A 14,305-nucleotide genomic window follows, 5' to 3' on the forward strand; every position below is an offset into this window, starting at 1 on the left:
AAACGACCGGACTGCTCGTGTGTCATCCGTTTGTTCCGCGAGGGGTCGGCGCGTGAATTCGGTCGGCCGAAAAACGGGCGCCGTTCAGGCTTTCTGCTGGGCTTCGGGCGGCGTTCCCCGACGGCCGCGTGCCCAACCGGCGTCATCAGCAGCAGGGCTGACGGCAAGCCATCGTGCGGGAGGAAGCGGAGGGGGCCCGGGCGGGAGGAGGGGCGGCGGGTCTGTGCACCGCCTGTGCGGGGCCCGTACGCGGGCCTGCGCGTCCCCAGGTGCGCGGTACGCGCCGTACCCGGAAATGAGGACGCCCGATCGCTGGCGACGGGGGATGCACCAGCGACCGGGCTTCTAGAACCGTAACAAGAGATCTGCCGTTCGCAAATTCGATCTCGCGTATCCGGACAGCGATTTACCTGCCAGTACGGCGAGTTGTGACGGGAGTCACCGTCCGGCCCGGGTGGTGGTCACGGTCAGCTGAGCGTCACCTGACGGTTGGTGAGCCCTCCGCGCGCCCGGCGCTCCTCGGCGGTGAGCGGCGCGTCCGAAGCGAGCGCCGTCGCGAGCCGCTCCGCGAACGCGGCGGCGGGCTTCTCGCAGTCCTCGGCGCCCATGGAGCTCGGCAGGTCCCAGACCGGGACCATCAGCCCGTGCGCCCGGAACGAGCCGACCAGCCGGGTGTCGTCACCGAGCGACGACTCGCCCGCGGCGTGCAGCCGGGCGAGCGCGTCGAGGAGCTGCTCCTCGGCGTGCGGCATGACCCAGCGCAGGTGGTTCTTCTCCGGCGTCTCGCACCAGTACGCGGCGTCCACCCCGGAGAGCAGGGTGGTCGGGATCGCCGCGTCGTTCGCGCGCTCCAGCGACGCGGTCACCTCGGCCGTGGCGTTCTCCGCGTCCGGCACCCAGAACTCGAAGCCGGAGTGGACGACCGGCTCGAACGGCGCGTCGGCGTCCAGGAGGTCCTGCAGCCGGGGCCCGTCGGCCGGCACGCGGCGGGCGGCGACGGGCGAACCGGGCTCCGAATCCAGTGCGCGCTGCAGGGTGTCCGCGAGGTCCCGGCTGAGGTCGCCGGAGGAGGTGTCGTTCTGGAGGGCGAGCAGGACGGAGCCGTCGTCGCGGCGCAGCGCGGGCCACGCCATCGGAAGGACCGTCGCCAGCGTCACCGACGGCACACCGTCGGGCAGGCCGCCCTTGAGCGTCAGCTCGGCCGTGGCCGCGGGGACCAGCTCGCGCAGCGCGACCCAGTCGCACTCCCCGGACAGGCCCTCGAACGGGCGCTGGACCAGCTCCGTCACGGCCTGGGCGGCGGCGCGGCCGTGACACGCCTTGTAGCGGCGGCCCGAACCGCACGGGCAGGGTTCACGAGCCCCGACCACCGGGATCTCGCCGTCCTTGAGCTGCTGCTTCCCGGCCTTGGTCTGAGGGCGCTTCTTCGCCATGGTGGGCATACTCCCGATTGCGACAGTGCGGTCTGGCCCGCGAGCCTAGCCGCCCGGCCGCCCACCGGCGCACCACTCGGACACACGCCCGTCCGGGCCCGCGTCACCGGCCTTCTCGGGCCCGCCCGGCCCGGTCCGCTTCGTCAGCCCACGTCGTCGAACGCGTCATCGAACGCGCTGGAGAAATCCAGCCCGTCGAAGCCCGGGACGACGGTGGCCCGCTGCGCACTCGGCAGTCCGCCGATACCGGCTGTCCGGCCGTTGCCGCGTCGTTCGCCGGGGCGCCCGTGGGAGCCGTGGCCCCCGTGGGAGCCGTGACCCCCGTCGACGAGCACCCAGACGGTGACCTCGCCCGAGGCGTCGTCGCGTACGCCCCACTCCTCGGCCAGCGCGCCGATGATGTTGAGCCCCCGGCCGCCGCGGGCGGTCACCGAAGGCGTGGCCGGAACCGGCCGGGTAGGGCCGCCACCGTCCGTCACCTCGACGGTCAGCCCGCCCGTCCTGTCGACGCGCCAGGCGGCGCGCACGGCGCCGTCTCCCCTCTCGGTCTGCCACCCCAGCGGTCTGCCGTGCCGGCAGGCATTGCTGAGCAGCTCGGAAAGAATCAACACTGCATCGTCGACGACCGAATCCGACACCCCGTGGCTGCGCAACTGCTCGCGCATCCGGTGTCGCGCCTGGCCCACGCCCGCAGGACCATGGGGAACGGCCATGCTCGACGACGTGGGCACCTCCTGTGCCACCACCAACGCCACCCCCGAGACCTCCTTTGCCCCCACGCCACGGAGTGGATGCCCTCCTGAGCTGTGCCGGAAACCGGCCAATGGTCTGCCAGTGACGCACTCGACACGAACGGGCACAGTCCGAGTGCGCCGGTGTACTCCCCGTAGTTGATCCGGTGATGCGCACATGGGTTCATGCACAGATGCGCATATGTAACGGTCCGCTGATGTTACGAACGGCCCAGCTGGGCCAGGACCTGCTTGGGGCGGTTGGTGATGATGGCCTCGACCCCGAGCCGTACGCAGAGCTCGACGTCCTCCGGTTCGTTGACCGTCCAGACGTGCGCCCGGTGCCCGGCCCGGTGCAGCCGCTCGACGTAACCGGGATGGCTGCGCACGATCCGCACGCTGGGGCCGGCGACCCGAGCACCGGCCGGCAGCCGCCCGTCGCGCAGCCGGGGCGACACGAACTGCATCAGGTACACGGTGGGCAGGTGGGGTACGGCCGCCCGGACGCGGTGCAGGGAGCGGGCCGAGAAGCTCATGACGCGTACCGGGGCGGGCATGTCCGCCGGTGGGGGCGCGTCGAGCCCGAAGCGTTTCAGCAGGTGCAGGAGCCGCTCCTCGACCTGCCCCGCCCAACGCGTCGGGTGCTTGGTCTCGATGGCCAGCTGGAGGGGCCGCCCGGCCGCCCGCGTCTCGACGAGCAGTTCGAGCAGCCGCTCCAGGGTGAGTACGGAGGTGAGCTCGCCCGGCACCGGGTCCCAGTCCGGCGACTCCGTCTCGTCGTGGTCCTTCCAGGAGCCGAAGTCGAGGGCGGCGAGCGCGTTCAGCTCCAGGGCGGAGACCGCGCCGCGGCCGTTGGACGTACGGTTCACCCTGCGGTCGTGTACGCAGACGAGGTGGCCGTCGGCCGTGAGGCGTACATCGCACTCCAGGGCGTCGGCACCGTCCTCGATGGCCTTCCGGTACGCGGCGAGCGTGTGCTCGGGGGCCTCGTCGGACGCGCCCCGGTGGGCGATGACCTGGATGGGGTGCTGCTGCCGTGCTCGGTTCACCCGGGTCATGGTGTCACCGCGGGAACACGGCCGTGCGCACCTTGCGACGCGGGGCCGTTTTGTCCGATGTAAGGGTCGTGCGCAGATGCACAGCTCCTGTTTACAGTGGCCTGACGTGTTGTGGGAAAAGCTGACTCCAGACACGTGCACAGCGGATCTCTTGCCGAATGACTGATGTGGAACCGAGGAGTAAAGAGCTGTGAGCACAGAGAACGAGGGCAACGAGGGCACCGGGGCCGAGTCCGCCTCGTCCGTTCCGTCCGCACCTCCCGTGCCGGCCGACGCTCCCCAGGCGCACCCGCAGGACACGCCCCCCGCCGCGTCGCACCCGGACGCCACGGAGACCCGGCAGCAGCCGGTCCACCCCGCGCCCGAGCAGCAGCCCGCCGCTCCGGCGCCCGCGCCGGAGCAGACTGCCGCGTTCCCGACGTCCCCGCAGTACGCGCCCCCGGCCCCGCCGCAGTCCGCGGCCGAAGCGGGCTGGCCCCCGCCTCCGCCCGCTGTCCCCGCGTACGCCCATGGCGCGCACGGCGGCGGTGGCGGCGGCCCGGTCTGGGGCCCGCCCGGCGGAACGCACACGCCCGAGGCGCCGCGCAAGCGGGGCGCGGGCGGTCTGGTGGCGGCCGTGGTGGTGGCGGCACTCGTGGCCGGCGGCATCGGCGGCGCCCTCGGATTCTGGGCGGCGGACAGGAACGACGATTCCGGTTCGACGACGGTCTCGGCCTCGGCCAACCCGCAGGACCTCAAGCGCGACCCGGGCACGGTCGCCGGTGTGGCCGCCAAGGCGCTGCCCAGCGTGGTCACGATCGAGGCGCAGGGCGGTGACGGCGAGGGCGGCACGGGCACCGGCTTCGTGTACGACAAGGAAGGCCACATCCTCACGAACAACCACGTGGTGGCCTCCGCGGCGGACAGCGGCCAGCTCACGGCGACGTTCTCGAACGGCAAGAAGTACGACGCCGAGGTGGTCGGCCGGGCCCAGGGCTACGACGTGGCCGTCATCAAGCTGAAGAACCCGCCGCAGTCCCTGACCCCGCTGCCGCTGGGCAACTCGGACCAGGTGGCGGTCGGCGACTCGACGATCGCGATCGGCGCCCCGTTCGGCCTGTCCAACACGGTCACCACGGGCATCATCAGCGCGAAGAACCGCCCGGTCGCCTCCGGTGACGCCAGCGGCGGCAGCAATTCGTACATGAGCGCCCTGCAGACCGACGCGTCGATCAACCCGGGCAACTCCGGCGGCCCGCTGCTCAGCTCGGGCGGCGCGGTCATCGGGATCAACTCGGCGATCCAGTCGACCGGCAGCTCCGGCCAGAGCCAGGCCGGCTCCATCGGCCTCGGCTTCGCGATCCCGATCAACCAGGCGAAGACCGTCGCCCAGCAGCTGATCAAGACCGGCCAGCCGGTCTACCCGGTCATCGGCGCCACGGTGACGATGGACGAGAAGAGCGGCGGCGCCGTCATCTCGGACCGCGGTACGGGCGGCACGGACGCGGTCACGAAGGACGGCCCGGCGGCCAAGGCGGGCCTGCGCGCGGGCGACGTCATCACGAAGTTCAACGACACCCCCATCGACAGCGGCCCGACCCTGATCGGCGAGATCTGGACCCACAAGCCGGGCGACCGCGTCACCCTCACCTACGAGCGCGACGGCAAGTCGGCGACGGCCGAAGTGACCCTGGGGCAGCGCAAGGGCGACAGCTGACCGGCTAGGCTGTTCCCGCGCCGAACCGGTCCTCACCGACCGCGCCGGCGCGGGGTGGGTTGCCCGAGCGGCCTAAGGGAACGGTCTTGAAAACCGTCGTGGCGCGAGTCACCGTGGGTTCAAATCCCACACCCACCGCGGGTGAACGGCCCCCGACCGGGCGAACCGGTAGGGGGCCGTCGTCGTGTGCGCAGGGCTTCTAGGATGGCCTGCGGGGGCGGGGGCGTAGCGCAGAGGTCGTCGCGCGCGGTCTCCAAAACCGTGAGGACGCCGGTTCGAATCCGGTCGGCTCCGCCTCCGCCTTTCCCGCTTCGAGGGGCGCTTACGCGTGCGTCGGGCGCATGGTTCGCCCCAGGTCAGGGGTTTGTTTTTCGTTCCTCACGCTTGCGGGGGAATCGGAAGCTGTGGGTGGTTCGGCGGTGGGGCGGTGGGCAGTTCTGGTCCGCGACGTCGTGATCGACACCCGGGCGGGCGGCCGCCCGCCCGGGTTCAGCCTCAGCCCTAATTCCGGTTCCTGGAGGAACAGACATGGCAAGCATCCGTACCGCTCGTGCCCTCGCCGTCGTCGCCGCGCTGCCTCTCGCCGCCGTTCTCCTCGGCGGAGTGGCCCAGGCGGACAACGGCTCGTTCGCGAGCAACGGATCGAACGCGGGCGTGGCCACGATCAGCGGCAGCGGGGTCGGCAGGGACAACGCGGGCAACTCGTCGACCTCGCAGCAGCAGGCGACCGGTGCCGGGGCGTCGAACCAGAGCAACTCCGCCCAGGTGAACGGCTCCGGCTTCACCGACATCGACCAGTCCACGTACAACCTGGCGGTGAACTTCACCAACCTCTGGTGAGTCCCGGCCCCGTGCGCGGCCCGGTCGGGGGGCCGGACCGCGCACGGGGTGCGCACCTCAGGGGTGACCCCGACTCCTGGAGTGCGGCGCCCTCCACCTACAGGAGGTGGACGGGCGCCCGGTCCTACACCCTGAGGCGGACGCGGTTTCGGGACTTGGGGGCGATCCGGGCGACGGGCCCCGCTCCTAGCGTGGAGCCATGACCACGCCAGTCCGCACGAGGACCTCCGGGGGAGCCGCGCCGGCCTGCACGTCGGCTGCGGTACGCACGTTCGCGCCGGCGCGCGCATCCGGCCCGGTACGCACGCCGGGCGCCCGCGCCTCGCACGGTGTGCGCGCGTCGGCGGCGCCGCACCTCCCGTACCCCTCGTTCACGTCGTTCGTGCAGGCGCGCGGCCCGGTGCTGCTGCGGGCGGCGCGCTCGCTCACCGCCAATCCCAGCGACGCCGAGGACCTGCTGCAGACGGCGCTCACCAAGACGTACGTCGCCTGGGACCGGATCGAGGACCACCGGGCCCTCGACGGCTATGTGCGCAGGGCCCTGCTGAACACCAGGACCTCGCAGTGGCGCAAGCGCAAGGTCGACGAGTTCGCCTGTGACGAACTGCCCGAGCAGGAGGCCGTTCCCGGCCCCGACCCCGCGGAGCAGCAGTCGCTGCACGACGCGATGTGGCGCGCGGTGTTGAAATTGCCGACCCGGCAGCGGGCCATGGTCGTCCTGAGGTACTACGAGGATCTGAGCGAGGCGCAGACCGCCGAGGTGCTCGGGGTGTCCGTCGGCACGGTCAAGAGCGCGGTCTCCCGGGCGCTCGGCAAGCTGCGGCAGGACCCCGAGCTGACCCTGGTCCGCTGACTCCGAGTGCGGCCGCCGAGTCTCCCCGTACACGAGCCCCACGCAAACGGAATCGACCCGTCCCCCACCGCCCCGGCCGGTGTGACATTGCGGGACGACATCGATTCGTACCCTCGGGAGTAGTGACATACCACTTGGTATGTGCGCAGAATCAGCGGAACCCTACTGCCGCGTAGCGCCCACCGGGAGGACGCCGTGCTCAGCACCATGCAGGACGTACCGCTGACTGTCACCCGCATCCTGACGCATGGGATGACCATTCACGGGAAGTCGCAGGTCACGACCTGGACCGGAGAGCCGGAGCCGCACCGGCGCAGCTTCGCCGAGATCGGCCGGCGTGCCACGCAGCTCGCCAACGCCCTGCGCGACGAACTCGGCATCGACGCTGATCAGCGCGTTGCGACCCTCATGTGGAACAACGCCGAGCACGTGGAGGCGTACCTCGCCATCCCGTCCATGGGAGCCGTCCTCCACACGCTCAACCTCCGCCTCCCCGCCGAGCAGCTGGTCTGGATCGTCAAGCACGCCGACGACAAGGTCGTCATCGTCAACGGCTCCCTGCTGCCGCTCCTCGCGCCGCTGCTTCCCCAGCTGACGTCGCTCGAACACGTCATCGTGTCCGGTCCCGGCGACCGCTCCGTCCTGGACGGAGCGTCGGTGCGTGTGCACGAGTACGAGGAGCTGCTCGCCGGCCGCTCCACCAGTTTCGACTGGCCGGAGCTGGACGAGCGGCAGGCCGCCGCCATGTGCTACACCTCCGGCACGACCGGCGACCCCAAGGGCGTCGTCTACTCCCACCGCTCGATCTACCTGCACTCCATGCAGGTCAACATGTCCGAGTCGATGGGTCTGACCGACAAGGACACCACCCTCGTCGTCGTCCCGCAGTTTCATGTGAACGCCTGGGGCCTGCCGCACGCGACGTTCATGTCAGGCGTCAACATGCTGATGCCGGACCGTTTCCTCCAGCCCGCCCCGCTCGCCGACATGATCGAGCGCGAGCGTCCGACGCACGCCGCCGCCGTCCCCACCATCTGGCAGGGCCTGCTCGCCGAGGTCACCGCCAACCCGCGCGACCTCACCTCCATGGCCAACGTGACGATCGGCGGCGCGGCCTGCCCTCCCTCGCTCATGGAGGCGTACGACAAGCTCGGCGTGCGCCTCTGTCACGCCTGGGGCATGACCGAGACGTCCCCGCTCGGCACGATGGCCAACCCGCCCGCCGGCCTGACGGAGGAGCAGGAGTGGCCCTACCGCATCACCCAGGGCCGCTTCCCCGCCGGCGTCGAGGCACGCCTGGCCGGCCCGGGCGGCGAGCACCTGCCGTGGGACGGCGAGTCGGCCGGTGAGCTGGAGGTACGCGGCACCTGGATCGCGGGCGCGTACTACGGCGGCGCGGACGGCGAGGCGCTGCGCCCCGCGGACAAGTTCAGCGAGGACGGCTGGCTGAAGACCGGTGACGTCGGCGTCATCAGCGAGGACGGCTTCCTCACGCTCACCGACCGCGCCAAGGACGTCATCAAGTCCGGCGGCGAGTGGATCTCCAGCGTCGAGCTGGAGAACGCCCTGATGGCGCACCCGGACGTCGCGGAGGCCGCCGTCGTGGCCGTCCCGGACGAGAAGTGGGGCGAGCGCCCGCTCGCGACGGTCGTCCTCAAGGAGGGCGCCACCGCGGACTACGAGTCGCTGCGCGCCTTCCTCGCCGAGTCCGGCATCGCGAAGTGGCAGCTGCCGGAGCGGTGGTCGGTCATCCCGTCCGTGCCGAAGACGAGCGTCGGAAAGTTCGATAAAAAGGTCATCCGCAAGCAGTACGCGCAGGGCGAGCTGGACATCACGCAGCTCTGAGTCACTGTCCGGACAGAGCGAGGGCGGCACGGGTGCGTTCCCGTACCGCCCTCGCCGTATGCCTCGGTACGCCGGTCAGCTGGCGTGCACGCGGGGCGCACCCCGTGCGTACGCCGTCAGTTCGTGCCGATCTTCGCGAGCAGGTCGACGATGCGGGACTGCACCTCGTCGCTCGTCGAGCGCTCCGCCAGGAACAGCACGGTCTCGCCCGAGCCGAGCCGGGGCAGCTCGGACCGGTCGATGTCGGCCGAGGTGTAGACGACCAGCGGGGTGCGGTTGAGCTGTCCGTTGGCGCGCAGCCAGTCGACGATGCCGGCCCGGCGGCGGCGCACCTGCATCAGGTCCATCACCACGAGGTTCGGCCGAATCCGGGTCGCCAGTGACACGGCCTCGCTGTCCGTCGCGGCGCACGCCACCTGCATGCCCCGTCGCTCCAGCGTCTCCGTCAGCGCGGCCGCGATGTCCTCGTGCTCCTCGATCAGCAGGACGCGCGGCGGGTGCTGTTCGCTGTCGCGCGGTGCGAGCGCCTTCAGGAGTACGGCAGGGTCGGCGCCGTACGCCGCCTCCCGCGAGGCCTGCCCCAGACCGGCCGTCACCAGCACGGGCACCTCGGCGGCCACCGCCGCCTGTCGCAGGGACTGCAACGCCTTTCGGGTGATCGGCCCGGTCAGTGGGTCTACGAACAGCGCGGCGGGGAACGCCGCGATCTGCGCGTCCACTTCCTCGCGCGAGTGCACGATCACCGGCCGGTAACCGCGGTCGCTCAGCGCCTGCTGCGTGGAAACGTCGGGCGCGGGCCAGACGAGCAGGCGGCGCGGGTTGTCCAGCGGCTCGGGGGGCAGTTCGTCGTCGACGGGCTGCGGGGAGGGCCGGTTGGCGACCTCGACCGCGCCACCCGGGCCGTCCAGCGGCTCGGGTCCCTCGGCCGCGCCCTCGTCGGGCGCCCCGATGGCGTACGCGCGTCCCTCGGCGGGCGGCGCGGACATCAGCTGCCCCGACCCCTGCCCGTGCACGGTGCCGCCGGTCGCCGGGGCCGTTGGGCCGGGCTGGGGGGCGGCAGGAGCCGGCGTGGTGGGCGCGGGGCCGGTGAGCGCGGGGCGCTCCTCCTGGCCCGCCTCGGGCTCGGGCGGCGCGGCCAGCTTGCGGCGCCGCCCGACGCTGCTGCTGCCGCCGAGTGTCTGGTTCTGCTGGTGGGCGATGTGCTGGGCGAACGGCACGCCCTGCCCGAGCGTGCGCACGCTGAACGCGCGCCCCTGCGTCGAGTCCGGCGACCCCGGCATGGGCGCCTCGTCGGGCAACGGCTGCCGCCGCGCGTCGGGTGCGGGCGCCAGCGTGCGGGGGCGGGCCGGAGGTGCGGCGGGCGCGGCCGCGGTGGGCGCCACCGCACCGGTGGTGTGGGCGGTCGCGCCGGTGCTCTGCGTCTCCGGCGCGGCGGGGCCCTGCCCGGAGGCGTCGTCGTCCCAGGCGCCGGGGTGTGCGGGGGGCGCGTCGGGCGCGCCGAGGCCCGGGTCGCCGGGGGCGTCCGGTTCGGCCGGGGCGACCGGGGTGCCTGCGGACGATGTGCTCTGCGCGGGATGCGGGAAGGGCATGGCCTGGGCGCCCGGGGTGTTCGCTGCGGGCGGCGCAATCGGTGTGCCTGCGGGCGGTGTGGCCTGCGCGGGATGCGGGAAGGGCGCGGGCCGGTCGACCGGGATGCCCGGGGCCGGTGGCACGACCGGGGCGCCCGGCGCGGACGGGGCCGCCGGCGTGGACGGGGCGCCCGGGGCCGCCGGCGTGGACGGAGCCCCCGGGGCCGCCGGCGTGGACGGAGCCCCCGGGGCCCCCGCCATCTGCCCAGGCAGTGCGAACGGCGCCGGCGGCACCTCCTGCGCACCGGTGTCCCCGTGGCGGGCGCGCCGCCGGCCGGTGGGCGCGGGCTGCGCCTGCGGCGGAACGGGGGCGTGTTCCGGCGCAACAGCCAGAGCATCGGGCGCGGCGGTGTCGGGCGTACCAGGCGCCCCGGCCCCGGGCTCGTACGTACCGCCGGAAGCCTCACGCGTACCCACGCCGACCTCGTACGAACCGCTGGAGGCTCCACGGGTACCGCCAGCGAGCCCCGAGCCCTCCGGCTCCCCGCCCTCCGGCTCCCCGCCCTCCGGCTCCCCGCCCTCCGCCGGCGCGCGGTCCGCGTCGGCGGGCGGCAGGGCGAAGGGGACGCGGGGGCCGGCGTCGGCGGCGGCGCGGTCCTGGGCGGCGGCCAGCGCGCGGCGGGCGCGTCGGCCGGACGGCTGCGGTGCCGGTGCGGGCAGCTCCGGAGAAGGGGCCATCGCGCCGGGAGCCGGACGGGCGGCTTGGTCGAGGTTCGAGAAGGCGGCGGGGGCGGTGGACTCGACGGCGTTCACGACGGGGGGCAGGGCCAGCCGGCCCTCCTCGCCCGGGTTCCTCCGGTGTCCGCCGGCCGCCACCGGGACCTGCGCCTCGGCCGGGACGCCCTGCGGCGGCACGGTCTGCCCGCGCTGCGGCCGGGCACCCACGCCCTGCGCACCCTCGGCGGCGGTCACCACGGACCCCTCCGACGGAGCGGCCGAGGGCAGCGCGAGGGCCTGCCCCGGGGCGCCCGCGACGGCGGAGCCGGGGCCCGTCTCGGCGGGGCTGGGGCGCCCGCGACGGCGTCCGGAGCCCTGGGTGGCCTGCTGTGCGGGGATCAGCTCGTTCGGGGCGGCTTCGGGAGCGGGGGCCGCACGGCGCGCACGCCGGCGCCCGGTCGGCGCGGCCGCGCCGGTGTCCCCGGGGGCCGCCTCCAGCTCGCCGGTACCGTCGGAGCCGCCCACGGGGCTGTCCAGGAAGGCATCGGTGGACGAACGCCGCGCCCGGCGCCGGCCCCTTCCCGCCTCGGGGGCGTCCGACACCGCCGGCGCGGGGCCCGCATGATCGGACTCGGGCGCCACCGGAGGAGCCGCCTCCACCTGGGGCTCCGGCGGCGCCACCGTGCCCGCCCCGGCGCCGATCGGCACCTCAAGGACGTACGCACTGCCGCTCATGCCCGGCATCTCGTGCGTCTGGAGCACACCGCCGTGCGCACGGACGATGCCGCTGACGATCGGCACGTGCACCGGGTCTCCCCCGGCGAACGGCCCGCGCACCTCGATGCGTACGACCTCACCGCGCTGGGCGGCGGCGACCACGATGGTCGAGTCGACGTAACCGCCACCGGGCACGAGCCGTGCCTTGCCGGTCGAATCGACGCCGGCGACATCCGCGACGAGATGGGCGAGGGCGGTCACCAGGCGTCCGGCGTCGACCTCCGCCTCGATCGGCGGGGCGTGCACCGCGAACTGTGCGCGCCCCGGCCCGATCAGCTCGACCGAGGCGTCGATACCGGCCGTGACGACCCCGTCGAGCAGCACCCGCGTCTTGACGAGCGCCTCCGCGCCGCCGTCGAGGCGCTGGTAGCCCAGCACGTTGTCGATGAGCGTCGTCATACGCGCGTAGCCCGCGGCCAGGTGGTGCAGGATCTGGTTCGCCTCGGGCCACAGCTGGCCGGCGGGGTCGGCGGCGAGTGCGGCGAGTTCCCCGCGCAGTTCCTCCAGGGGCCCGCGCAGCGACTCGCCGAGCACGGCGGTGAGCTGGGTGTGCCGGGCGGTGAGGTCCGTCAGCCGCTCGGTCTGCTCCTCCAGCTCGGAGGCGTACCGCTCGGTGCGGTCGGCCAGCTCCGCGGCGTGCGCCTCCTTGAGAGCGGCGAGCTCGGCGGCGTGCCGTTCGGTGAGCTCGGTGACCTCGGCGGTGTGGCTCGCGGTCAGCTCGGTGACCTCGGACTTGCGCTGCTTGTCCAGCTCCTCGTAGGGGCGGCGGTCGGTGAACGTCATCACGGCACCGACGAGCTGGTCACCGTCGCGGACGGGCGCGGTGGTCAGGTCGACCGGCACCTGTTCCCCGCTCTTGGACCACAGAACCTGCCCGCGCACCCGATGTTTGCGTCCCGACTTCAGCGTGTCGGCGAGTGGGGACTCCTCGTACGGGAAGGGCTCGCCCTCCGCACGGGAATGCAGGATCAGCGGGTGCAGCTCCTGGCCGCCGAGGTCGCTGGCCCGGAAGCCGAGGATCTGCGCGGCGGCGGGGTTGACCAGGACGACCCGGCCGTCCGTGTCCGTACCGACGACACCCTCGGCCGCGGCCCGCAGGATCATCTCGGTCTGGCGCTGCGAGCGGGCCAGCTCGGCCTCGGTGTCGACGGTGCCGGAGAGGTCGCGCACGACGAGCATCAGCAGCTCGTCACCCGTGTAGCTGCCCCCGTAGGAGCCCTGGACGTCCTTGTACGCCGCCTGCCCGTCCTCCAGGCTGGCGCTCGTCACCTCGACGGGGTACTCGTTGCCGTCGGTACGGCGCGCGATCATGCGCGTGGGCTTCGTACGGCCCCGCTCGTCCGCAGCCTCCGGCCGGCGCATCGACCCCGGGATCAGCTTGGAGTCGAACTCCGGCAGCAGATCGAGCAGCCCGCGACCGACGAGCGCGGTGCCCGGCGTCTCGAACATTTCGAGGGCGATGGTGTTGGCGTTGACGACCGTACCGTTGCAATTGACGAGCAGAAGCCCGTCCGGAAGGGCATCGAGTATGGCTGCGAGGCGAGCAGCGCCTCGGGATGGCCTGCTGCTCACGACGACGCTTCCTCCCTGATTACTGCACCTTGCCGACAGCGGGCCCCATCTTGCCCCTCGGGCCTCAGGCTGTCACTGAAGGAGTCTAAAGGCAGGGGAGGGGCGTGGGGCTGCGGATGAGGGGGAGCTCTCACCAAGGTTTGGTGCATTCGGTGTACGGCTCCGACCCGCGCCGGGCCCCGCAGGGACCCGCCGCAGGGCCTCGGGCGGGGTCACCGCACGTTCGGCAGGACCGGGCGCAGGCCGTTCCACCGGGCGATCTCGCACCCGTTGGTCCGCCTGAACGAGGCGTCGACGTGGCGCCCGTGCCAGGTCCCGGTGACGCGGGAGGTCGCTTCCCCGCCGTACTGCTGCGTACACATCGCGTCCCTGGACACGGGTGCGAACGGGTCCGCCCCCTCCCCCTCCAGCTGCCCCAGCCGCTCGCACGCCTGCGCCGCGACCGGGTGGGTCCCGCGGGCCGGCCCGCACTCCAGCTCGTACCTCCCGTCGGCCTCCGGGTTGCCGGAGCCGGAAACGACGACGGTGAGCCGGGTGCCCGCGCCGTCGTCCTGGAGGAGCGGCAGGGGCAGGGACAGCGGCAACGGGAGGGGCCCGGACGCGGCGGTGGCGGCGGGCGCGGCGGCGGACAGCGCGGCGAGGGACGCGACAGCGGTGAGAGCGAGACGGCGCATCATTGCGGACTCCTGTGGCGGAAGAACCTGCGGGGGCGGCGCCCCCGCCCTGCCTAACGCGCCACCCGCCCCGGCGTTGCGCACGGCAACCGCTTTGCCCTCCTGGCCGACCGCCTAGTACCGTAGGCCGCGATTGGTGGCGCAGCGTGCAGCTGTGTCATCATCTGCACGCACCACCCGCGCTCGCGCGGGCGCTGCGCTGGAGGCGTCGCCTAGTCCGGTCTATGGCGCCGCACTGCTAATGCGGTTTGGGGCTTACCCCCCATCGAGGGTTCAAATCCCTCCGCCTCCGCACCACCACCGAAGCCCCGGTCCCCAGGACCGGGGCTTCGCCCGTTCCCGGCGTCTTCCCAGCTCAGGCCGGGTCCGGGCAATGGATTTCGCGTCCCGGCGCAGGTCATGTAATGTTGTTCTCGCAACGCCGACGGGGCAGAAAAAACCCCAGAAGCACAAGCACTCGTAGCTTAACGGATAGAGCATCTGACTACGGATCAGAAGGTTGCAGGTTCGAATCCTGCCGAGTGCACAGCAGACGAGAGGC

Annotated in this window: 9 protein-coding genes and 4 tRNA genes; 8 read left to right on the forward strand and 5 right to left on the reverse strand. The window is 73.0% G+C overall.

Going from position 1 to position 14,305, the window contains the following annotated elements; all coding sequences use genetic code 11:
* Positions 1–467 precede the first annotated feature (467 nt).
* The 3 genes from OG242_RS16155 to OG242_RS16165 form a co-directional block, all read right to left on the reverse strand.
* The gene (locus tag OG242_RS16155) at positions 468–1,433 is read right to left on the reverse strand and encodes a DUF5926 family protein (RefSeq protein WP_405898832.1); all 966 of its coding nucleotides are present in this window, start codon (positions 1,431–1,433) and stop codon (positions 468–470) included.
* Positions 1,434–1,576: 143 nt separating this feature from the next.
* Positions 1,577–2,188, reverse strand: a complete 612-nt coding sequence (locus tag OG242_RS16160) for an ATP-binding protein (RefSeq protein ID WP_405898833.1) — start codon at positions 2,186–2,188, stop codon at positions 1,577–1,579.
* A 197-nt stretch (positions 2,189–2,385) separates the two neighbouring features.
* On the reverse strand, positions 2,386–3,222 hold the full coding sequence (locus OG242_RS16165) for a glycerophosphodiester phosphodiesterase family protein (protein WP_405898834.1): 837 nt from the start codon (positions 3,220–3,222) through the stop codon (positions 2,386–2,388).
* Between the two features lie 190 nt (positions 3,223–3,412).
* Between OG242_RS16165 and OG242_RS16170 the strand changes: the two genes are divergently transcribed.
* The 6 genes from OG242_RS16170 to OG242_RS16195 all read left to right on the forward strand — a co-directional run bounded on the left by OG242_RS16170 (position 3,413) and on the right by OG242_RS16195 (position 8,456).
* Positions 3,413–4,918, forward strand: a complete 1,506-nt coding sequence (locus OG242_RS16170) for a S1C family serine protease (protein ID WP_405898835.1) — start codon at positions 3,413–3,415, stop codon at positions 4,916–4,918.
* 53 nt (positions 4,919–4,971) lie between these two features.
* Positions 4,972–5,056: transfer RNA gene (locus OG242_RS16175), tRNA-Ser, on the forward strand.
* Between the two features lie 81 nt (positions 5,057–5,137).
* Positions 5,138–5,212: transfer RNA gene (locus tag OG242_RS16180), tRNA-Trp, on the forward strand.
* A gap of 234 nt (positions 5,213–5,446) precedes the next feature.
* A complete protein-coding gene (locus tag OG242_RS16185) occupies positions 5,447–5,758 on the forward strand; it encodes a hypothetical protein (RefSeq protein ID WP_132900458.1) in 312 nt (103 codons plus the stop codon).
* Positions 5,759–5,957: 199 nt separating this feature from the next.
* Positions 5,958–6,611, forward strand: a complete 654-nt coding sequence (locus OG242_RS16190; protein WP_405898836.1) for a SigE family RNA polymerase sigma factor — start codon at positions 5,958–5,960, stop codon at positions 6,609–6,611.
* 195 nt (positions 6,612–6,806) lie between these two features.
* Complete coding sequence (locus OG242_RS16195) at positions 6,807–8,456, forward strand: long-chain fatty acid--CoA ligase (RefSeq protein ID WP_405898837.1); 1,650 nt, start codon at positions 6,807–6,809, stop codon at positions 8,454–8,456.
* Positions 8,457–8,572: 116 nt separating this feature from the next.
* Here OG242_RS16195 and OG242_RS16200 read toward each other — a convergent pair whose 3' ends face one another.
* On the reverse strand, positions 8,573–13,090 hold the full coding sequence (locus tag OG242_RS16200; RefSeq protein WP_405898838.1) for a PAS domain-containing protein: 4,518 nt from the start codon (positions 13,088–13,090) through the stop codon (positions 8,573–8,575).
* A 212-nt stretch (positions 13,091–13,302) separates the two neighbouring features.
* The gene (locus tag OG242_RS16205) at positions 13,303–13,767 is read right to left on the reverse strand and encodes an SSI family serine proteinase inhibitor (protein ID WP_405898839.1); all 465 of its coding nucleotides are present in this window, start codon (positions 13,765–13,767) and stop codon (positions 13,303–13,305) included.
* Between the two features lie 198 nt (positions 13,768–13,965).
* On the opposite strand from OG242_RS16205, the gene OG242_RS16210 reads away from it, so the two are divergent.
* Both OG242_RS16210 and OG242_RS16215 read left to right on the forward strand, forming a co-directional pair.
* Positions 13,966–14,056: transfer RNA gene (locus OG242_RS16210), tRNA-Ser, on the forward strand.
* Positions 14,057–14,217: 161 nt separating this feature from the next.
* Positions 14,218–14,290 (forward strand) — tRNA-Arg (locus OG242_RS16215).
* The last annotated feature ends 15 nt before the right edge of the window (positions 14,291–14,305 follow it).

Origin of the sequence: Streptomyces sp. NBC_00727, from assembly GCF_045161745.1 — a bacterium.
Taxonomy (GTDB): Bacteria; Actinomycetota; Actinomycetes; order Streptomycetales; family Streptomycetaceae; genus Streptomyces.